The organism is Microbacterium sp. IO18, from assembly GCF_049099505.1.
GTDB lineage: Bacteria > Actinomycetota > Actinomycetes > Actinomycetales > Microbacteriaceae > Microbacterium > Microbacterium aurugineum.
This window is the reverse complement of sequence record NZ_JBMJAF010000002.1, coordinates 540,141-557,689: the sequence shown is the minus strand read 5'-3', so window position 1 is coordinate 557,689 and position 17,549 is coordinate 540,141. Positions and strand designations below refer to the sequence as shown.

General features: G+C 70.2%; 20 protein-coding genes. 6 read left to right on the top strand and 14 right to left on the bottom strand.

Translation table 11 applies throughout. The features are described 5' to 3' along the window. Position 1 precedes the first annotated feature (1 nt). Positions 2–1,078 carry a carboxylate-amine ligase gene (locus tag ACLF6J_RS14450; protein ID WP_134352163.1) on the bottom strand — a complete coding sequence of 359 codons (1,077 nt, stop codon included), beginning with the start codon at positions 1,076–1,078 and terminating at the stop codon, positions 2–4. An 8-nt stretch (positions 1,079–1,086) separates the two neighbouring features. Continuing rightward, positions 1,087–1,353, bottom strand: a complete 267-nt coding sequence (locus ACLF6J_RS14445; RefSeq protein ID WP_134352162.1) for a DUF7218 family protein — start codon at positions 1,351–1,353, stop codon at positions 1,087–1,089. 123 nt (positions 1,354–1,476) lie between these two features. Between ACLF6J_RS14445 and ACLF6J_RS14440 the strand changes: the two genes are divergently transcribed. Continuing rightward, positions 1,477–1,641: a hypothetical protein gene (locus tag ACLF6J_RS14440; RefSeq protein ID WP_017201713.1), complete on the top strand. Its 165-nt coding sequence runs from the start codon at positions 1,477–1,479 to the stop codon at positions 1,639–1,641. Between the two features lie 81 nt (positions 1,642–1,722). On the opposite strand, the gene ACLF6J_RS14435 is transcribed toward ACLF6J_RS14440, so the two are convergent. Next, complete coding sequence (locus tag ACLF6J_RS14435) at positions 1,723–1,932, bottom strand: CsbD family protein (RefSeq protein WP_134352161.1); 210 nt, start codon at positions 1,930–1,932, stop codon at positions 1,723–1,725. 216 nt (positions 1,933–2,148) lie between these two features. Here ACLF6J_RS14435 and ACLF6J_RS14430 point away from each other — a divergent pair, with 216 nt between their 5' ends. Beyond that, a complete protein-coding gene (locus tag ACLF6J_RS14430) occupies positions 2,149–2,526 on the top strand; it encodes a hypothetical protein (protein WP_244093503.1) in 378 nt (125 codons plus the stop codon). Between the two features lie 12 nt (positions 2,527–2,538). On the opposite strand, the gene ACLF6J_RS14425 is transcribed toward ACLF6J_RS14430, so the two are convergent. Further along, the gene (locus ACLF6J_RS14425) at positions 2,539–2,886 is read right to left on the bottom strand and encodes a DUF1380 family protein (protein WP_134352159.1); all 348 of its coding nucleotides are present in this window, start codon (positions 2,884–2,886) and stop codon (positions 2,539–2,541) included. Between the two features lie 295 nt (positions 2,887–3,181). On the opposite strand from ACLF6J_RS14425, the gene ACLF6J_RS14420 reads away from it, so the two are divergent. Next, a complete protein-coding gene (locus ACLF6J_RS14420; protein WP_131492322.1) occupies positions 3,182–3,676 on the top strand; it encodes an FBP domain-containing protein in 495 nt (164 codons plus the stop codon). Here ACLF6J_RS14420 and ACLF6J_RS14415 read toward each other — a convergent pair. From ACLF6J_RS14415 to ACLF6J_RS14390, 6 genes are read right to left on the bottom strand one after another with little or no spacing between them, the layout of a single operon-like run. Beyond that, a complete protein-coding gene (locus ACLF6J_RS14415) occupies positions 3,673–4,512 on the bottom strand; it encodes a PaaX family transcriptional regulator (protein ID WP_134352158.1) in 840 nt (279 codons plus the stop codon). The genes ACLF6J_RS14420 and ACLF6J_RS14415 overlap by 4 nt on opposite strands. Next, positions 4,502–5,740, bottom strand: a complete 1,239-nt coding sequence (locus tag ACLF6J_RS14410) for a kynureninase (RefSeq protein WP_134352157.1) — start codon at positions 5,738–5,740, stop codon at positions 4,502–4,504. Before ACLF6J_RS14410 ends, ACLF6J_RS14415 begins: the two co-directional genes overlap by 11 nt. Before the next feature lies 1 nt (position 5,741). Further along, on the bottom strand, positions 5,742–6,779 hold the full coding sequence (locus ACLF6J_RS14405; RefSeq protein WP_134352156.1) for a hydrolase: 1,038 nt from the start codon (positions 6,777–6,779) through the stop codon (positions 5,742–5,744). After that, positions 6,779–7,630 carry a tryptophan 2,3-dioxygenase gene (locus tag ACLF6J_RS14400; RefSeq protein ID WP_047524638.1) on the bottom strand — a complete coding sequence of 284 codons (852 nt, stop codon included), beginning with the start codon at positions 7,628–7,630 and terminating at the stop codon, positions 6,779–6,781. The genes ACLF6J_RS14405 and ACLF6J_RS14400 overlap by 1 nt, the downstream gene beginning before the upstream one ends. 59 nt (positions 7,631–7,689) lie before the next feature. Next, positions 7,690–9,417 (bottom strand): amidase, encoded by a 1,728-nt coding sequence (locus ACLF6J_RS14395; RefSeq protein ID WP_134352155.1) that lies wholly within the window; start codon positions 9,415–9,417, stop codon positions 7,690–7,692. After that, positions 9,417–10,457, bottom strand: a complete 1,041-nt coding sequence (locus ACLF6J_RS14390; RefSeq protein ID WP_134352154.1) for an agmatine deiminase family protein — start codon at positions 10,455–10,457, stop codon at positions 9,417–9,419. Before ACLF6J_RS14390 ends, ACLF6J_RS14395 begins: the two co-directional genes overlap by 1 nt. Positions 10,458–10,537: 80 nt before the next feature. Here ACLF6J_RS14390 and ACLF6J_RS14385 point away from each other — a divergent pair, with 80 nt between their 5' ends. Both ACLF6J_RS14385 and ACLF6J_RS14380 read left to right on the top strand, forming a co-directional pair. After that, positions 10,538–11,197: a TetR/AcrR family transcriptional regulator gene (locus tag ACLF6J_RS14385; protein WP_131494231.1), complete on the top strand. Its 660-nt coding sequence runs from the start codon at positions 10,538–10,540 to the stop codon at positions 11,195–11,197. A 10-nt stretch (positions 11,198–11,207) separates the two neighbouring features. Further along, positions 11,208–12,581 (top strand): pyridoxal phosphate-dependent decarboxylase family protein, encoded by a 1,374-nt coding sequence (locus ACLF6J_RS14380; RefSeq protein WP_134352153.1) that lies wholly within the window; start codon positions 11,208–11,210, stop codon positions 12,579–12,581. A gap of 126 nt (positions 12,582–12,707) precedes the next feature. Here ACLF6J_RS14380 and ACLF6J_RS14375 read toward each other — a convergent pair whose 3' ends face one another. Continuing rightward, positions 12,708–13,232, bottom strand: a complete 525-nt coding sequence (locus ACLF6J_RS14375) for a TetR/AcrR family transcriptional regulator (protein WP_134352152.1) — start codon at positions 13,230–13,232, stop codon at positions 12,708–12,710. Between the two features lie 80 nt (positions 13,233–13,312). Here ACLF6J_RS14375 and ACLF6J_RS14370 point away from each other — a divergent pair, with 80 nt between their 5' ends. Beyond that, positions 13,313–14,020: an MBL fold metallo-hydrolase gene (locus ACLF6J_RS14370; protein WP_134352151.1), complete on the top strand. Its 708-nt coding sequence runs from the start codon at positions 13,313–13,315 to the stop codon at positions 14,018–14,020. A gap of 17 nt (positions 14,021–14,037) precedes the next feature. Here ACLF6J_RS14370 and ACLF6J_RS14365 read toward each other — a convergent pair whose 3' ends face one another. From ACLF6J_RS14365 to ACLF6J_RS14355, 3 genes are all read right to left on the bottom strand, one after another. After that, positions 14,038–14,595 carry a cysteine hydrolase family protein gene (locus tag ACLF6J_RS14365; RefSeq protein WP_244093501.1) on the bottom strand — a complete coding sequence of 186 codons (558 nt, stop codon included), beginning with the start codon at positions 14,593–14,595 and terminating at the stop codon, positions 14,038–14,040. Then, positions 14,592–16,034, bottom strand: coding sequence for a purine-cytosine permease family protein (locus tag ACLF6J_RS14360; protein ID WP_134352150.1), 1,443 nt, complete (start codon positions 16,032–16,034; stop codon positions 14,592–14,594). Before ACLF6J_RS14360 ends, ACLF6J_RS14365 begins: the two co-directional genes overlap by 4 nt. Before the next feature lie 66 nt (positions 16,035–16,100). Then, entirely contained in the window at positions 16,101–17,384 is a 1,284-nt protein-coding gene (locus tag ACLF6J_RS14355; protein ID WP_131494243.1) for a M18 family aminopeptidase, read from the bottom strand. Between the last annotated feature and the right edge of the window lie 165 nt (positions 17,385–17,549).

The following is a 17,549-nucleotide window of genomic DNA, read 5'->3' as shown; positions in this document are numbered from 1 at the left end:
GTCAGGCCACCGGCGCCGGGGTGCCCGCGGCGAGCAGCCGGGCGAGCATCGGCGTCCCGCCCTGGTCGAGGGCCCGACGTTGCCGGTCGGCGCCGGTGCCGACGGCCCGCAATCGGGCGATCCCTTCGCGGACCCGCTCGTCGTCACCGAGGTCACGGAGAGTGGGGGCGATGACGGCGAGCATCCGATCGGCGACCGCCCAGGCGGCGGCGACCGCTCCGGTCGTGGGATCGATGATGCGGGCGTCCATCCCGTGGCGGGCGGCCGTCCACAATGAAGCGTCGAGGCCGTCGATCCCGGCATCCCCGTGCGGCTGCTCGTCGGTGAGGACGATGGCGCGGGAGAGGACGGCGGCGAACACGGCATCCTCCGCGGTCAGCTGCGCGTCGAAGACCCGAAGCTCGACCGTGGGGAAGCGATCCGAGATCCGCGCCGCCCAGGAGAGGGCCGCCGGGTCGGTGATCGCCCGCAGGTCGACCAGCCGCTCCACCTGCGTGCGGTAGTCGTCGAAGTCGCGGAACCGCGGTGGGCTCCACGATCCCGGTAACCGGCGGATCAGGATGCTCCGCCAGCTCGAGAAGCTCGAGTCGCGTCCGCCCGCGAAGGGGCTGTTGCCGGTGAGGGCGAGCAGCACCGGGAGCCAGCCCCGCACCCGGTTGAGTGCGCGCACCCGTTCCTCGTCGTCGAGCACCTCCACATGCACATGCAGGCCGTTCACCTCGTGGTCGCGGGTGAGGTGGCCGAGCCACGACGCGACGTCGTCGTAGTGCGCGGAGGGCGACACCGCCGAGGAGCGGGTCGTCGCGAAGGGGGTACCGGTACCCGCGGCGATCGCGCTCTGCTCGCGGGCGTGCCAGCCGATCAGGCCGCGGAGATGGGTCGACTGCGCCTCCGCATCCGCGGCGGTCGACACCGGCTCCGTGAGGCATTCGATCTGCGAGGTCAGGTACTCCTTCGTGACCTCACCGCCCGTCCGCAGCCGGGTGATGCGCTCGCGGGTCCCTGCGGCGAGGGTGACCGGCGTGAGCGAGTGCGCATCGACGAAGAGGAACTCCTCCTCGATGCCGAAGCGCGTCATCCGCAGCCTCAGTGATCCCTGAGCGCGGAGATCAGCTCCGACTTCCGTTTGCCGCTGTAGCCGGTCAGACCCAGCTCCTTGGCGCGGTTGCGCAGCTCGGGGACCGTCCAGTCCTCGTAGTCGCCGTGCTCCCCACCGCGGCGCCCGACCGCACTGCGGCCCTCTTTCGCGGCGGCGTTCGAGATGCGCGCGGCTTTCTCCTTGGATGCCCCGTCGTTCCGAAGCTCTTCGTACAGCTCGGGATCCTTCAGCGAGTTCTCGCGTCTTCCTGGCATGTGCTCGTCTCCTTCGCGCACTCGGAGGGTGGAAGTCAACCCCCTCGGACAGATGGTCTTCTCGGGCTAGCGTGAGGGCACCGCAGTCGGGCGTCCGCGCCTGCCGAAAGAAGGGAAAGACCGATGAACATCCTCCTGATCATCGTCATCGTCGTCGCCGTGATCCTTGCGATCACCGGAGGACTGGTGCAGTCGCTCCAGTTCCTCCTGTGGGTCGGGCTCGTCCTCCTCGCGATCGCTGTGATCGCCTGGTTGATCCGAGCGATCAGCGGCAGCCGCAAGGTCTGACGACTCACAACGTCTGACCCATCGAGGTGAGGCCCGCCCTTCGGCGGACCTCACCTCTTCGGTGTCCGGGGGACCGGTGCCTTACTTGTTGTCGAACGCGTCGCGGACGCTGTCTCCGGCCTTGCCGGCTGCGTCCTTCACGTCCTCGCCGGCCTGCTTGGCCGAAGCCTTCACCTGGTCCGCCTGGCCCTCGGCCTCGAGTCGCTCGTTGTCGGTGAGCTTTCCGACGCCTTCCTTGACCTTTCCGGCGGCCTTCTCGGCAGCGTGCTTCATGTCGTCTGCAGCACTCATGTTCTGCTCCTCTCGTGGGCGGATTCGATTGGCTCCGACCTTTCCACGCGGGCGCGGAAGCAGCTACGGGATTGACAATCGAGGCGGGTCGTGTCAACGTCCTGCCACCCATCGACGCAGCGGGCGCGGAGGACTAGCCTGGCGCCAGGCGGGTGGTCCTGCCCGTCGACCCGACCGAGGAAGCGGTGTGCGATGGACTCGATGATGATGGGCGCCATGTCGAAGAACATGGAGTCGATGCCGGACATGCAGATGATGGACATGTCGGTGGTGCAGGCGTGCATGGACGCGTGTGCGGCGTGCGAACAGGCCTGCACGGTGTGTTCGACGCAGATGATGGACTGTTCTCCGGCCTGCATGAACTGCGCGGACATGGCGAGCACGATGATGCGATCGATGCTGCGGATGCAGGGGATGACGCCGGCCTCGATGATGGCCATGCTCGATGCGTGCATCGCCATGTGTCAGACCTGCATGGATGAGTGCATGGAGCACGCCGACATGAGCGAGGTCTGCCGCCTGTGCGCTCAGGCCTGCCAGGCGTGCATGGACGCGTGCGCGGCGATGAAGGACATGATGATGGCGGGTGCCTGAGCCGCGGTCGGCTCAGACGGCGGCGACGTTGAACTGCGTGCGTCCCACCGCGAGGACCGCGTAGCGGGCGTGCAGCGCCACCGGTGTTCCGGGCCCCGCCTCGAGTGCCGCGCCCGAGGCGTTCCACAGCGCGTGCACGGCGCCGTCGAGCGTGCGCACGATGAGGTCGCCCGCCACCGGGTCGGACGCCTCCACGATGCCGTCGACCCATTCCGCGGAGGTCGCCGAAGCGATGCGCGCCTGGATCAGGTGCAGAGCGTGCCCCGGAGCGAAGGACGAGCAGCGGCCGCCGCTGCTGCACATGCACGCCGCACGCTCACGCACCGGGACGGGCGAAAAGCGGTTGAGCGGCGTGGACACGGTGGTCTCCTTCGGATCGATGTTCCGAAAAGAGTAGGTCGCCCGCCGATCCCGGGCCAGACGGCCCGACATGCGGCGAAACATACGGGTGTAGAATCGCCGGGTGCTGTCGTCGATGAGCGCCCCTCGGGCGCAGAGCGGAGCTGCAGGCGCCCCTCGCGCCGCAGGCAGAGGCTGAGGACCGGCCGGAGACGGAACCCCGTCGCCGGTGTCGCGTCGTACCCGGCTTCCCTGTCCGGGCTCCTCACTCCGATCGACTCGCCCGTCGCGGCGAAAACCTGAAAGCACTGCTCCCATGCGTCCCATCGACGAGCGCGCCATCCGCGCCTCCTTCCTCAACGCCTCCCGCAAGGAGGTCTCCGACCTGTCCCTCCCGCCCGGCTTCGCCGAGATCGACTTCGAGCGACTCGACTTCCTCGGCTGGGTCGACCCGAAGATCCCCCGCCGGGCCTACGTCGTCACCTGGGTCGACGACGCCGTGGTGGGCGTCTTCCTGCAGCGCGCCGAGCAGCGGGTGCTCGCCCGCGCCCAGTGCTCGTGGTGCGAAGACGTCACGCTCCGCAACGACGTGCAGCTGTACGTCGCGCGCAAAGCCGGACCTGCGGGGCGCAAGGGCGACTCCGTGGGCGTCCTCACGTGCGCCGAGTTCGGCTGCAACCGCAACGTGCGCATCCTGCCGCCGCTGGCCTATCAGGGCTTCGACCGGGAGTTCGCGCGCGACCTGCGCATCCTGCGCCTGCAGGAACACGTGGCGGGATTCCTCGCCGAAGTCGGCGGGCGCGCGGACTAGACGGAACGTGCGCGCTCGGTGATCCGGGCGCGCACGTGCTCCCACGCGGGCTCGGACAGAGCCGCCGACCGGCGGGCGAACTCGTCGAAGCTGCGCCGACCGGGCCAATCCGTCGGCAGCATCGACGGCGGCAGGCCCGGGTCGGTGTACGGCAGCACCCGCCAGCGGTCGATCAGCTGCACGGATGCCGCGAAGGGCTCCGTCGGCAACGTCGCGAGAGACGCCTGGAAGGTGAGGTGCTCGGCGCGGAGCGCGTCGAGGTCCCACCACTGGGCGGCCGCCTCGACGAGCGTGCCGGCCGGGGCAGGGGCGGAGGCCAGGAACAGCGTCGCCCAGCGCCGCGCGTCGAGCTCGTGGAGGATCTGCAGGGCCTCGTCCTCGAGGTGCCCGGGACAGATCCACAGTGCGGGCGACACGACTCCGGCACCGATCCACTGCAGTCGGCGGCGCAGCTGGTGACGGGTGCTGCGCGCGCTCTCCGGGATCGAGAAGGAGACCAGGCACCACGGGTCGGTATCCGTCATCTCGCGCATCTCGAAGATGCGACGGTCGCCGCGCTCCAGCATCGGGATCGCGGCCGGGTTCAACCGGTAGCCGATCGTGTCGTCGCGCTCGGCGAGCAGCAGCCCTTTCTGCTTGAGGCGGGTGATGCCGGTGCGGGCTTGCGTGGGCGGGATGCCGAGGTCTCCCGCGAGCGCCACCAGGTCCGCCGCCGAGATCCATCCGCCGAGAGGACGCAGGAAGACGCCGATGAACGTCCGCAGCAGCGAGGCCGTGCTGCCGGGACGCGCATCGATGTCGTCGAGGACGGGCGCGTCCGGGAAGTCAGAAGTCACCGGACTCCAGCGCGTCGCGGACGGCGAGCACACCCGTGATCGTCTCGACGTGCGAGGTGCTCAGCGGGGAGAGGCCGAGGCGGATGCCGTCGGGGAAGCGGAAGTCCGGGATGATTCCCTCCGCCCACAGCTTCCGCGTCACGTCCCGGAAGTCGGCATGGCCGATCGTCACGTGTCCGCCCCGGAGTTCGGCGTCGCGCGGGCTGAGCAAGCGCACCCCGAGGGGCGCGAGGACGGCATCGTAGGCGCGCACCGCCAGATCGGTCAGAGACCGGGACTTGTCACGTACGCTCTCGATCGTCGACTCCTCGATCAGGTCGAGCATCCCCTGCATCGCGAGCATCGATGTGACCGGCGGCGTGCCGCTGAGCAGCTGGCGGATATCGCCGGACGGCACGTACTCGGGGCCCATCGCGAAGATGTCGGCGGCACTCCACCACCCCTGGATCGGCTGCCGCAGCACTCCGTGGAGCCCGCGGCGGAGGTATGCGAAGGCGGGGGATCCCGGGCCACCGTTCAGGTACTTGTACGTGCAGCCGACCGCGACGTCCACGCCCCAGTCGTCGAGCTGCATCGGCACGACGCCGGCGGAGTGGCACAGATCCCACATCATCAGCGCGCCGGCCTCGTGCGTGACGGCCGTGATGCCGGGCATATCCGCCAGGGCTCCGGATCGGTAGTCGACGTGGCTGAGCGACACCAGGGCCGTGCGCTCCGAGACCACCGCGGCCACGTCGGCGACGGTCGCGCCGGCCACGGGGTCGGGTTCCAGCCAGCGCAGGGTCAGGCCGGTCTCGGCGGCGACGCCTTCGGCCAGGAAGCGGTCGGTGGGGAAGTTCCCCGCCTCGATCACGAGTTCCGTCCGGGTGGGATCGGCTGCCGCGGCGGCACGCATGAGCTTGTAGATCAGCACGCTGGTCGAATCGGCCACGACGGTCTGGCCCGCGCCGGCTCCGAGTGCTACGCGTCCGATGCGGTCGCCCAACTCCATCGGCAGCGCCATCCACTGTTCGTCCCAGGAGCGGATGAGCCGGGTGCCCCAGTCCTCGCGCACGAACGCGGCGAGCTTCTCGGGGATGTCGCGCAGCGGACGGCCGAGGGAGTTGCCGTCGAGGTAGGCCGTGACGCCCGGGGCGTCGGCGAACGCGTCGAGGTGCGCACGCAGCGGGTCGGCGGCGTCGAGGGTGCGGGCGAGGTCGAGCAGTGCACGGTCGAGGGGGTCGGTCATGTCACACCTTCAGGTCTGCGGGGATGAGGGGGCGGGCGGCGAGCGGGTCGGCGGTCGCGGGAGAGGCACCGGGAAGGAACAGGAGCGTCGCTGACGGGGCGAGCGGATCCATCGGGGCGAGCGCGTGCAGGAGCGCATCGGCGTGGAGGCCGGCCTCGCGGAGGGCGGCGATCTCCCGGGCGTTCAGGTCGTTCGGCATCGGCCCGTTGCCCAGGTCTGTGCCATAGAGCACGGTCCCTCCTGCCGCGTGGAAACGGCGGACGTTGTCGATCGCGATCACGCGCGCGGGGCCGTCATGGATGGCGAGGGTCGAGATCCACGACGCCGAGGCCGCCTGCCGTGCGATCTCCTCATCGTCGAGGCGTTCCGTGAACGGGGCATGGGCGAGGCGGGCGGCGCCGAGGGCGACGACGCGATGCGCCTCACCCGGTCCTTCGGCGTGGGCGACGACCGGGAGGGAGCGGCTCGCGGCGATGCCGACGACAATGCGGAACAGGTCGTCCGAGAAGACCGGTCCGGCCGTGCTGTTGCTCGTGACCTTGAGACAGGAGGCCCCGGCATCCGCCATCTCGGCCACCGCGTTCGCGGCTGCTCGCGCATCCGCGACCTCGCGCACCGAGCCTTCCGGTGCCCACTCGCGGTCGGAGGGGTATCCACCCGGGGCGGCGACGAACGCCCCCGCGAACTCGACCACGAGCGCGTGCGCGCGCGGGTGCGGGTGTGGGTGCAGGTGCGGGATCGAAAACGTGCCGGAATCGCGGGTCGCGGGCGCGTTTTTGATCCCGCCACCCGCGAGTCGGCGCAGCACGCCCGGGTTGCCGCCGAGGTCGACCACACGTCCCAGGCGCGAACCCGACAACTGCGCGCGGTCGACGAGTTGCAGGTGCACGTGGTGGTCCGTGAACCCGCCCAGCACGACGCCGTCGAGGCGGGGGAGGCCGGCGTCGGAGTGCCCATCGCTCAGCCGCACCCGCCCGTCGACGAGCTCGACGACGCCCTCGCGCCAGCCGACCCCGTCGAAGAACGTCGCGGCGTGCATCAGCTGCCGATCTCGGTGCGCACCGTGTAGAGCTCGGGGAAGAACGTCAGATCCAGGGCGCGCTGCAGGAAGCCGACGCCGCTGGATCCGCCGGTGCCGACCTTCATGCCGATCGTGCGGGAGACGGTCTTGAGGTGCCGGAAGCGCCAGAACTGGAAGTTGTCCTCGAGGTCGACCAGGTCTTCGCACGCTTCGTACAGGTCCCAGTACCGGTTCGGGTCCTGGTAGATCTCGCGGATCGCGGGCACCAGCTCCGGGGTCTCGCGGTACGGCTCGCGCACGTCGCGGTCGAGGATCGAGGACGGGACCGGCAGTCCGCGCCGGGCGGCGAACCGCAGGAACTCGTCGTACAGGGTCGGCTTCTCCCACTCGGCCGTGAGCAGCGCGAGGTTCGCGGGGTGGTCGGCGAAGACGTTCAGCATCTTCTCGTTCTTGTTGCCGAGGGCGAACTCCACCGCCCGGTACTGCACGGACTGGAACCCGGACGAGTTGCCGAGCGCTCCGCGGAACTGTGCGTACTCGGTGGGCGTGAGGGTGGCGAGCACCGACCACTGCTGCGTCATCACGTCCTGGATGCGCTTGACCCGGGCGATGCGCTTGAGTGCTTCGCGCAGGTCGTCACGGGCGAGCAGCTCCCGAGCGGACGAGAGCTCGTGCAGCAGCTGCTTGAGCCACAGCTCGGTGGTCTGGTGCTGGATGATGAACAGCATCTCGTCGTGGTGCTGCGGCTCGCTCACCGGGTGCTGTGCCGTGAGCAGCTGGTCCAGCGCCAGGTACGACCCGTAGGTCATCCGGCCGGACAGATCGGTGACGATCCCGGATTCGAGGGCGCGTTCGTTCTCGGTGCTCATGCGCCGAACATATCACTTCTGTGGCGAGCGTCACAGAGGTGAAATGTTCTCGATCCGGATCAGCCGTCCGACGGCAGGGCCGGTGTGCGCGGCGGGGGAGTGCGTCGCGTGCCCGGAGCGCCGGTGGCTTCGAACGCCGCGGCCAGGCGCAGCAGCGTCGTGTCGTCGTACGCGCGTCCGGCGAAGGTCAGGCCGATCGGCATGCCGATGTCGCTCATCAGCCCCATCGGAACCGTGACCGTCGGGATGCCGAGGTGTCGGATGGCGAGGTTGCCGTTCGCGATCCAGGTGCCGTTACGCCACCCCAGGTCGGCGGAGGCCGGGTTCACGTCCATGTCGGCCGGACCCACATCCGCGACCGCGGGGAAGACCACGGCGTCGAGGTGGAGCGCATCCATCCACTCCTCGAGGTCGCGGCGACGCGTCTCCTCCAGCCCCCGCAACCCGTGTTCGAGCTCGGGCATGTCCGTGAAGGGGGTATCGGGGTGGCTCCGCACCCAGTCCGGATACTCGGCGATGTCGTCGTCGAAGCCGGTGTAGCGGTCGGGGAGGGTGCCTTCCGGGTGCGGGAAGATCGTGGCCCCGTCGACCTCCGTGAGCGTGCGGAGAGCCGGATCGCCGTTCGCCTGCAGGAAGTCCTCCCACGCCCACGCCGAGAGGTCGACGATCTCGCGGCGCAGGTACTCGGGCGACACCAGTCCGCGCGTCGGGAGGGTGGGGGCGCCCGGGCGGTCTCCCTCGTAGTTGGACACCACCGGGAAGTCGACCTCGACCACGGTCGCGCCGGCGGCGCTGAGGTCGCGGCGGGCCGCCTCCCACCGTTCGATCACACTCGCCCGCGTCTCGATGCGCCGACCTGTCGGGCCGCCGATGCCCGGGGCCTGCGCGCTTCCGGCATCCGGATCCGCATTGATGTACATCTTCGGGATGCCGATCCGCATGCCGTCGAGCGCTGCCGGGGTGCCGGTGGCGAGGGCCGCATACGAGTCCGGTCGGACCGAGGCGGCCGAAGGGATCGGGATCCACGGCTGTGCTCGCCAGAAGTCGCCGCGGGAGTCGGGGTCGTCGGCGACGATCACCTCGAGCACTTCGAGCAGGTCGGCCATGGTGCGGGTGTGCGGCACCACCACGTCCATCGTGGGAACGAGCGGCCAGTTGCCCCGGGTCGAGATCACGCCGCGGGAGGGGGTGTAGGCGCACAGGGCATTGTTGGTCGCAGGCCCGCGGCCGGAGGACCAGGTCTCCTCTCCGAGCCCGAAGGCGGCGAAGCTCGCGGCGGTCGCGGTGCCGGAGCCGTTGGAGGAGCCCGACGCGAAGGGTGCGGTGAGGAACGCGGCGTTGTACGGGCTCTCCGCTCGGCCGTAGACCCCACGCTGCATGCCGCCGTTGGCCATCGGCGGCATGTTCGTCAGCCCGAGGCAGATCGCTCCGCCCGCGCGCAGGCGCTCGATCGTGAAGGCGTCGCGCTGGGCGATCAGATCCGCGAAGGCCGGGCTTCCGGCTGCGGCGGTGAGCCCCCGCACGAGGTAGCTGTCCTTGGCCGTGTACGGGATGCCGTCGAGGGGGCCGAGCACCTCGCCTCGGGCACGGCGTGCGTCGGAGGCCGCAGCCTCGGCGCGTGCGTCGGGGTTCGCGACCACCACCGCGTTCAGGGCGGTCGGCGTGCCCGGCGCATCGAAGGCGGCGATGCGAGCCCGGTAGGCGTCGACGAGGTCGACCGCGGTCGTGGTGCCGCTCTCGAGCGCGCGCCGCAGGTCGGCGATGGAGGCTTCGACGACGTCGAACATCAGCGCGACCCGTCCACGGAAGGCTGCTGCTGCGTGATGCAGTGGATGCCGCCGCCGCGGTCGAACAGCGGGCGCGCGTCGACCGTGACCACGCGGCGTCCGGGGTACGCGTCCGCGAGGATCTCGCGGGCCGCGGCATCCGCCTTCTCGTCGCCGAACCCGCACGCGACCACGCCGTCGTTCGTCACGAGATGGTTGACGTAGCTCCAGTCGACGGGCCCTTCGTCGTCGCTCAGCGTCGAGGGCGCGGGCAGGTCGATCACTTCCACGCGGCGACCGGCGGCATCCGTCTGCTCGGAGAGGAGGGCGCGAAGGTCGCGGGAGACGGCGTGGTCCGGGTGCTGCGGGTTCTGCTGGTCGTGCAGCAGGAGCCGGCCGGGGGAGACGATCGTGGCGACGATGTCGACGTGGCCGTTCGTCCCGAAGTCGTCGTAGTCGCGAGTGAGCCCGCGCGGCAGCCAGATCGCCTTCGTCGCGCCGATCGTCCTGGCCATCTCGGCCTCGATCCGCTGTTTGTCGGCGTAGGGGTTGCGTCGCGGGTCGAGCTGCACGGTCTCGGTGAGCAGCACCGTGCCTTCGCCGTCGACGTGGATGCCGCCGCCCTCGTTCACGAGCGTCGAGCTCACGAGCTCCGCCCCGACGGCGCCGGCCACGATGCGGGCGTGCTGAGCGGCCTTGCGCCACTCGGCCCAGTCGGGAGCGCCCCAGCCGTTGAAGATCCAGTCGACGGCGCCGAGCACGCCCGGGCGCTCGTCGTCGACGACGAAGGTCGGGCCGGAGTCGCGCATCCAGAACTCGTCGACCGGTGCCTCCAGGATCTCGATGCCGGCACCGAGCATGCGTCGGGCCCGCGGGATCTCGCTCGGGTCGACCAGCATCGTCACGGGTTCGAAGTCGGCGACGGCGTGGGCGACGGCCGTCCAGGTCGCGTACCCCTCTTCGCGCTCGGCATCCGTGGCACCGAGCGTCTCGCCCTCCGCGGGGAATGCCATCCAGGTGCGCTCGTGAGGTGCCGTCTCGGCGGGCATGCGCCAACTCATCGTGATCTCCTCGTCGACGATCTCGGGCGGACGGAATCCGCTGTTGAACACGTGATCAACGAGTGATACCGTAGCCCGCGATGAAGATCACGTCAAGAAGCACCGCGCCGCGGCGGATGCCCCCGGAGGAGCGCGAGCGATCGATCGTCGACGGCGCGATCGCCCTGGCACGCGAGGGCGGACTCGAGGTGCTCACCGTGCGTGCGGTGGCGGCGCGCGTCGGTGTCACCCCGGCCCTGGTCGCTCACTATCGGCCCGTCATGGACGCCTTCGTCGCCGAGATCTTCGGGCACATCGTCGCGGCCGAGCGCGATGAGGTGATCGCGGCCTTCGATGGCGTGGGCGACATCCGCGCGGGTCTGCACGACCTGATCGAGACCCTCCTCGACGGCGAGCGCGACGACGTGACACTGATCTGGGTGCAGGCCTGGGCGCTCGGTGCCCGCAACGACATCCTCGCTGCCCGCGTGCGGTCCGAGATGGACGGGTGGCAGAGCGCTCTCGAGCAGATCTTCGTCCGAGCGGCGGCGGCGGGAGTGATCGCCGACGGCCGTTCCGACACCGCCGCGTGGCTCCTGCTCGCCATGGTCGACGGCATGAATGCGCACTCGCTCGTGAAGTGGGCGCCGAGCGATCGCGCCGACCTCGCCCGCCGCGCGCTGTCCGCCGTCCTCGACAGCGCCGCACCCCACGCGATCTCCCTCGCTTCCCCGACCGAACCCCGCACCGAAGACCAGTAAAGGAACGCTCATGGATGCTGTGCGCATGCACGCGGCCTCGCCCGAATCGACGGCGATCGTGGATGCCGTGCTCGACTACTCGCGCCGTCGCATGCTCGCCGCCGACGTGCCACTCGACAAGCCCCAGACCGAGGCGGAGCTGAACCGCCTCGTGGGGGCGACGATCACCGACGCCGGGCTCGGAGCCCAGCGCGCGCTCAGCGTGTTCGAGCACATCCTCGCGCCGGCCTGTCTCACCACGAGCCACCCGCTCTACCTGTCCTTCATCCCGACCGCTCCGACCATGGCGGCCATCGCGTTCGACCTCGTCGTCTCGGCGTCCGGGCTCTACGGCGGGAGCTGGCTCGAAGGGGCAGGCGCCGTGCATGCCGAGAACGAGGTGCTCTCGTTCCTCGCCGGGGAGTTCGGGCTGCCGGACACCGCGGGCGGTGTGTTCGTGCAGGGTGGCACGATCGGCAACCTGTCGGCGCTCGTCGCGGCGCGGGAGGCCGCCAAGGCTCGGCTGGTCGCCCAGGGCAAGGAATTTCCGGCGCGCTGGAAGATCGTGTGCAGTGCGGAAGCCCACTCCTCGAACAAGTCCGCCGCGCGGGTGATGGATGCCGACGTGGTGCTCGTGCCCGCGGGCGACGACGGCATGCTGCGTGCCGACGCGGTGCGCGAGGCGCTCGACACCCACGGCGACGAGATCTGCGCCGTCGTCGTGACCGCGGGTTCGACGAACTTCGGCATCGTCGACGACATCGAGGCGATCGCCGCGCTCAAGGACGAGTACGACTTCTGGCTGCACGTGGACGGTGCGTACGGGCTCACCGCGATGCTCGCGCCTGCCGCGCGTTCCCGCTTCCGCGGTGTGGAGCGTGCCGACTCGGTGATCGTCGACCCGCACAAGTGGCTGTTCGCGCCGTTCGACTGCTGCGCGCTGATCTACCGTGAGCCGGACCAGGGCCGCCGCGCGCACACCCAGCACGCCGAGTACCTCGACACGCTGACCGACGCCGAGGAGTTCAGCCCCTCGGACTACTCGATCCAGCTGACCCGTCGCCCGCGCGGGCTTCCGATGTGGTTCTCGCTCGCGACCTACGGGGTGGATGCCTACCGTGAAGCGATCGGCGCGACCATCGCCCTCACGGAGCGCATCGCCGCAGAGATCTCCCGCCGCCCGGAGCTGCGCCTCGTGCGGGATCCGCAGCTGTCGGTCGTGGTGTTCGAGCGCGACGGCTGGGAGCGCGCCGACTATGACCGCTGGTCGGCGGAGCTGCTCGACTCCCAGCGCGCCTTCGTCGTGCCCAGCTCGCACGCCGGGCGGCCGAACACGCGCTTCGCCATCCTGAACCCGCTCACGACCTTCGAAGACCTCACCGGCATCCTCGACACCATGAAGTAGATGGCCGTGCCGGATGTCGGGAGGATTCCCGGATGTCGGGGGAGTCGGCCCGATCTTCCCGACATCCGTCCTTCCTCCCGACATCCGTACCGGATACGGCGGCGGGACGGCGCCGGGGGCGGGAGATCAGCCGCCCATGCCGGCGATGAGTCGCGTCAGCCCGTACTCGAAGGCGCGGTCGACGTCGCCGCCGAGGCGGAAGGCGCCGGCGAGCTCCATCTGCAGGAAGCCGGTCGCCCAGGCCGTGAAGAGACGGGCGGCGTCGAGGGCGTCGTCGTCGCCGACAAGAGCGGAGGACGCGCGGATCACCGGCGCGGCGGAGCGCGCGAGGGCATCCTGCGGGGCCGCGATCGTGAACATCAGCCGGAATCCCTCGGGGTTCTCCTTCGCGAAGCCGCGATAGACGTGCGCGAGGCCGGCGAGGTCGTCGCCCTCCTCCTCGAGCCGTGCGGTGAGGGCGTCGATCGTGGACACGGCGACCGCGGTGTGCAGGGCGTCCCGATCGCGGATCCGCTTGTAGAGCGAGGGGGCACGGACGCCGACGCGAGCCGCGACCGCCTGCATGGTGAGTCCCGCGGGTCCGGCGATTTCGAGGATCTCCCGTCCGGCGGCGACGATCTCCGCGATGGACGTGCGTTCGGGGGTCGGCATCGGTCCTCCTGGATGGCTATTGACATTAGCCATGATAGCTACGTATCGTAGCTATCGCAACAGCCCCGAGAGGATCCGCCATGAAGCTCGCACCCCACCTGCACCGACTGGGCAACGACATCGTCGCCTCCTACCTCATCGACCTGCCCGAGGGGATCACCCTGATCGATGCGGGTCTTCCCGGGCACTGGCACGACCTCCAGCGCGAGCTCGAGCTGATCCGCCGTCCGCTGTCCGATATCCGCGGCCTCGTCCTCACCCACGGCGACAGCGACCACATCGGTTTCGCCGAGCGGCTGCGCACCGAGGCGGGGGTGCCGGTCTTCATCCACGCGGCCGACAGCCACCGCGTGCGCACGGGCGAGAAGCCCAAGACGGCGATGGGGCCTGCGAGGCTCGGGCCGACGCTCGGATTCCTCGCCTACGCCCTCCGGAAGAACGCCCTGCGCACACCGCACGTCTCCGTGGTGACGGAGGTCGCGGATGGCGACGTGCTCGACCTGCCGGGCGCTCCCGTCGTGATCGGGATGCCCGGTCACTCGCCGGGGAGCATCACGGTGCACGTCCCGGTCGTCGACGCCGTGTTCGTGGGGGATGCGCTCACGACGAGGCACGTCCTCACCGGCCGCACCGGCGCACAACCCGCGCCCTTCACGGATGAGCCGGAGACCGCTCTGTCCTCGCTCGATCGCCTGGCCGCGGTGTCGGCCTCCTGGGTGCTGCCGGGGCACGGCGCCCCGTGGCAGGGAACGCCGTCCGAGATCGCAGCGGCCGTGCGGGCGGCCTGAGCGGGCGACGCCCCGGTTCAGCCGAGGATCGTGTCCGTGTCGCTGACGGTGATCTGCGGGGGATAGAGCCTCATCACCTGCAATGCGGCCTCATGGTTCTCCGCCGTCGATCCGGCGCAGGCGTCTGCGGCGATCGTGACGTGGGCACCCGCATCCGCGGCGGCCAGCGCCGTCGAGATCACGCAGCAATCGGTCGAGACGCCGGCCAGCACCACGCGGCCTCCGCGTCCGACCACGGTTTCGAGCTCGGGCCCCCACTTGCCGAAGGTCGGCAGGTCGATCGTCGGGTGGGTGCTCACGGTGGCCGCCTCGGGCACGAGCGCGAACAGCGGATCGCTCGGCGGCTGATCCGCGAACGGCCAGGCGTCGAAGTACGCACCCCACGACGTCGTCCGGTCGGCGGTCGGCATCCAGCGGGTCACGAGGACGCGGTCACCGAAGGCGTCGGCCAAGGTGCGGATGCGGGGCATCGCCTCGGTGAAGAAGGGGGACCCCCAGGCGGACTCCGGCGCGGCGAAGATGGCCTGCGGATCGATCACCACCAGCCAGGCGTCGTCGAGCGGGCCCGCACTCACGCGTCCTCCTGGCGCCGGATCTTCCCGGCCCGGGCGAAGTACGTCACGAGGAACGACAGCACCAGCGCGAAGAACACCCCGAGGTTCGCGTAGGCCCAGTCCCCGTCCCTGCCGCCGATCAGGAACAGCAGATAGCCCTGCCAGTTGTTCCACGCGGCATCCTCGGCGAAGTTGTTCACGACCAGCCCCCATCCGATCACGCTGGTCACGACCATGGTGCCGATCGAGGTCCAGTCCCAGGCGCCGTAGCGGCCGCGGCTGTCGAACAGGGCATCCTCGTCGTAGTCCTTCCGGCGGCGCAGGATGTCGGCGATCAGGATGCCCGCCCAGGATGCGAGCGGGACACCCAGTGTGATCAGGAAGCTCTGGAAGGGCCCGAGGAAGTCGGTGGCGAAGAACACGACGAAGACCGTGCCGAGGGTGAGGATCACTCCGTCGATCGCCGCCGCGGACGGACGGGGGATGCGAATGCCGAGGCTGAGGAGCGTCAGCCCCGAGGAGTAGATGCCCAGCACCGCCCCCGAGACGAGGGCGAGCACCGCTGTCAGCAGGAAGGGCACGAGCACCCAGGTCGGCAGGATCGACGCGAGGGCGCCGATCGGGTCTGCGGCGATCGCATTCATCAGCTCTTCGTTCGAGCCGCCGAGCAGCAGGCCGAAGACGACCAGGATGACCGGCGCGACCGAACCGCCGATGGTGTTCCACGCCACGATCGCCCCGTCGGACGCTGTGCGCTTCTGGTAGCGGGACCAGTCGGCGGCGATGTTGATCCAGCCCAGTCCGAATCCGGTCATCACCATGACGAGTGCGCCGATGATCTGGCCGATGCCGCCGTCCGGGCGGGCCAGCACCGCGGCGAGGTCGATCTGCGGCGCCGCCAGGACGATGTAGAGCACGGTGACGACGCCGGTGATCCAGGTGAGCACCGACTGCATCCGCATGATCGTGTGATAGCCCAGCACGGATGCCGTGACGATCAGCGCCGCGACGATCACCGTCGCGACGATCTTGAGTCCGATGCTGTCTCCGTCGCCGCCGAGCTGGGTGATCACGGTCGCGGTCGCGAGCACGGCCATGATCGCGAGGAAGGTCTCCCAGCCGATCGAGGTCAGCCACGAGACGATGCCCGGGACCTTCTGGCCCTGCACGCCGAAGGCCGCGCGCGAGAGCACCATGGTCGGCGCCGAACCGCGCTTGCCGGCGATCGCGATCAGCCCGCAGAGCAGGAACGACACCACGATGCCGAGGACCGATACGAGGGTCGCCTGCCAGAACGAGATGCCGAAGCCGAGCACGAACGACCCGTACGACATCCCGAAGACCGACACGTTCGCCGCGAACCAGGGCCAGAAGAGGTCGCGGGGTCGCGCGGTGCGCTCCGACTCGGGGATGATCTCGATGCCCGCGCGCTCGATGAGAGCCGGCTTGATGTCCGTCATGCTGACATCCTGGCACTGCCGCCCCGTCGCCGGGCGGACTTCTGCGGTCGAACCGCGCCAGAAGGCTCAGCCGGCGAAGAACGCCTGGGCGGTGCGCGTGAGGTCGTGGAGGTCGGAGACCCCGGCGAGTTCGCGGGCGGAGTGCATCGAGAGGATCGGGATGCCGACGTCCACCGTGCGGATGCCGAGGCGCGTCGCGGTGATGGGGCCGATCGTCGAGCCGCAGGGCACGCTGTTGTTCGACACGAACTCCTGGGCCGTCACCCCGGCCCGCTCGCACCAGGACAGCCAGGACGCGGTGCCGACGGCATCCGTCGCGTACCGCTGGTTGGCGTTGATCTTCAGGATCGGCCCCGACCCGAGCACCGGCTGCACGACGGGGTCATGCTTGGCAGCGTAGTTGGGGTGCACGGAGTGTCCGACATCGCTCGACAGGCACCACGACGACGCGTACCCTCGGCGCCGCTCGGAGGCATCGGCGCCGAGCCCGGCGTACAGGCGCTCGAGCACGTCCTCCAGGAACGGGCCGGCCGCTCCGGAGCGCGACTCGGAACCGAGCTCCTCATGGTCGAAGGCGGCGAGCACGGCGATGGGGCCGCCCGCCCTCGGCTCGTGCGTCGCGAGCGCGACCACCCCGGCGTGCACCGAGGCGAGGTCGTCGAGACGGCCAGAGGCGAAGAAGGCGTCGTCCTTGCCGAACACGGCGCCGCGTGCGCTGTCGGCGATCACCACGTCGTATCCGCGGATGTCGGCGGCCGCCACGTCGGCGGAGGCGGCGAGCTCGGCGAGGATGTCGGCTTCACTCGCGTCGCCCAGGCCCCACACCGGCTGCGTCTCGACCTGCTTGTCGAGGGCGAGGCCGTTGTTGACGCCGCGGTCGAGGTGGATCGCGAGCTGCGGCAGGCGCAGGAGAGGGCCGGTGTCGGCGAGCACCACACGTCCGTCCGCGAGGGCCAGGCGTCCGGCGAGACGCAGCTCGCGGTCGAGCCAGGAGTTCAGCAGCGGGCCGCCGTAGACCTCGACGGCGGCCTGCAACCAGCCGCGTGACCCCGTGGTCGGCTGCGGCTTGAGCTTGAAGCCGGGGGAGTCAGTGTGGGCGCCGAAGATCTGCACGGGTGTCGTCGCGGTGGCATCCGCGGGCACCGTCCAGGCGATCGCCGCGCCGTCGCGGACCACCACATACCGCCCGCCCGCGGGTGCGGTCCAGGCGTCCTCCTCACGCAGCCGGGTGAACCCTGCACTCTCCAGGCGTCGAGCGACCTCCGCCGCCGCGTGATAGCTCGACGGAGAAGCGGCGACGAAGTCGGCGAGATCCTCGGCGTGGGCGAGCGCGGCGGGGGTGACAGGCATGTCGTGACCTTCCTTCGGGTGTGCGGTCCTTCGAGCGTAGTCCGGGGTCTGCATTCGGAATCGCCGTCGAGCGGGGCGCTTCGCGTTCCCGGGTGTTCACCACGGCGCGGTAGGGTCTTCTCGATAGCGCCTAGGGTTCCGGGGTTCGCGCCCGTCTGGTCCGAG

Bases quoted from the DNA above. Each gene is read 5' to 3' on its own strand.
- ACLF6J_RS14430 (WP_244093503.1), top strand. From the start codon at position 2,149: ATGTCGAAGAACATGGAGTCGATGCCGGACATGCAGATGATGGACATG.
- ACLF6J_RS14420 (WP_131492322.1), top strand. From the start codon at position 3,182: ATGCGTCCCATCGACGAGCGCGCCATCCGCGCCTCCTTCCTCAACGCC.
- ACLF6J_RS14385 (WP_131494231.1), top strand. From the start codon at position 10,538: ATGAAGATCACGTCAAGAAGCACCGCGCCGCGGCGGATGCCCCCGGAG.
- ACLF6J_RS14440 (WP_017201713.1), top strand. From the start codon at position 1,477: ATGAACATCCTCCTGATCATCGTCATCGTCGTCGCCGTGATCCTTGCG.
- ACLF6J_RS14405 (WP_134352156.1), bottom strand. From the start codon at position 6,779: ATGCACGCCGCGACGTTCTTCGACGGGGTCGGCTGGCGCGAGGGCGTC.
- ACLF6J_RS14390 (WP_134352154.1), bottom strand. From the start codon at position 10,457: ATGAGTTGGCGCATGCCCGCCGAGACGGCACCTCACGAGCGCACCTGG.
- ACLF6J_RS14360 (WP_134352150.1), bottom strand. From the start codon at position 16,034: ATGACGGACATCAAGCCGGCTCTCATCGAGCGCGCGGGCATCGAGATC.
- ACLF6J_RS14355 (WP_131494243.1), bottom strand. From the start codon at position 17,384: ATGCCTGTCACCCCCGCCGCGCTCGCCCACGCCGAGGATCTCGCCGAC.
- ACLF6J_RS14370 (WP_134352151.1), top strand. From the start codon at position 13,313: ATGAAGCTCGCACCCCACCTGCACCGACTGGGCAACGACATCGTCGCC.
- ACLF6J_RS14445 (WP_134352162.1), bottom strand. From the start codon at position 1,353: ATGCCAGGAAGACGCGAGAACTCGCTGAAGGATCCCGAGCTGTACGAA.
- ACLF6J_RS14395 (WP_134352155.1), bottom strand. From the start codon at position 9,417: ATGTTCGACGTCGTCGAAGCCTCCATCGCCGACCTGCGGCGCGCGCTC.
- ACLF6J_RS14450 (WP_134352163.1), bottom strand. From the start codon at position 1,078: ATGACGCGCTTCGGCATCGAGGAGGAGTTCCTCTTCGTCGATGCGCAC.
- ACLF6J_RS14435 (WP_134352161.1), bottom strand. From the start codon at position 1,932: ATGAGTGCTGCAGACGACATGAAGCACGCTGCCGAGAAGGCCGCCGGA.
- ACLF6J_RS14375 (WP_134352152.1), bottom strand. From the start codon at position 13,232: ATGCCGACCCCCGAACGCACGTCCATCGCGGAGATCGTCGCCGCCGGA.
- ACLF6J_RS14410 (WP_134352157.1), bottom strand. From the start codon at position 5,740: ATGACCGACCCCCTCGACCGTGCACTGCTCGACCTCGCCCGCACCCTC.
- ACLF6J_RS14380 (WP_134352153.1), top strand. From the start codon at position 11,208: ATGGATGCTGTGCGCATGCACGCGGCCTCGCCCGAATCGACGGCGATC.
- ACLF6J_RS14400 (WP_047524638.1), bottom strand. From the start codon at position 7,630: ATGAGCACCGAGAACGAACGCGCCCTCGAATCCGGGATCGTCACCGAT.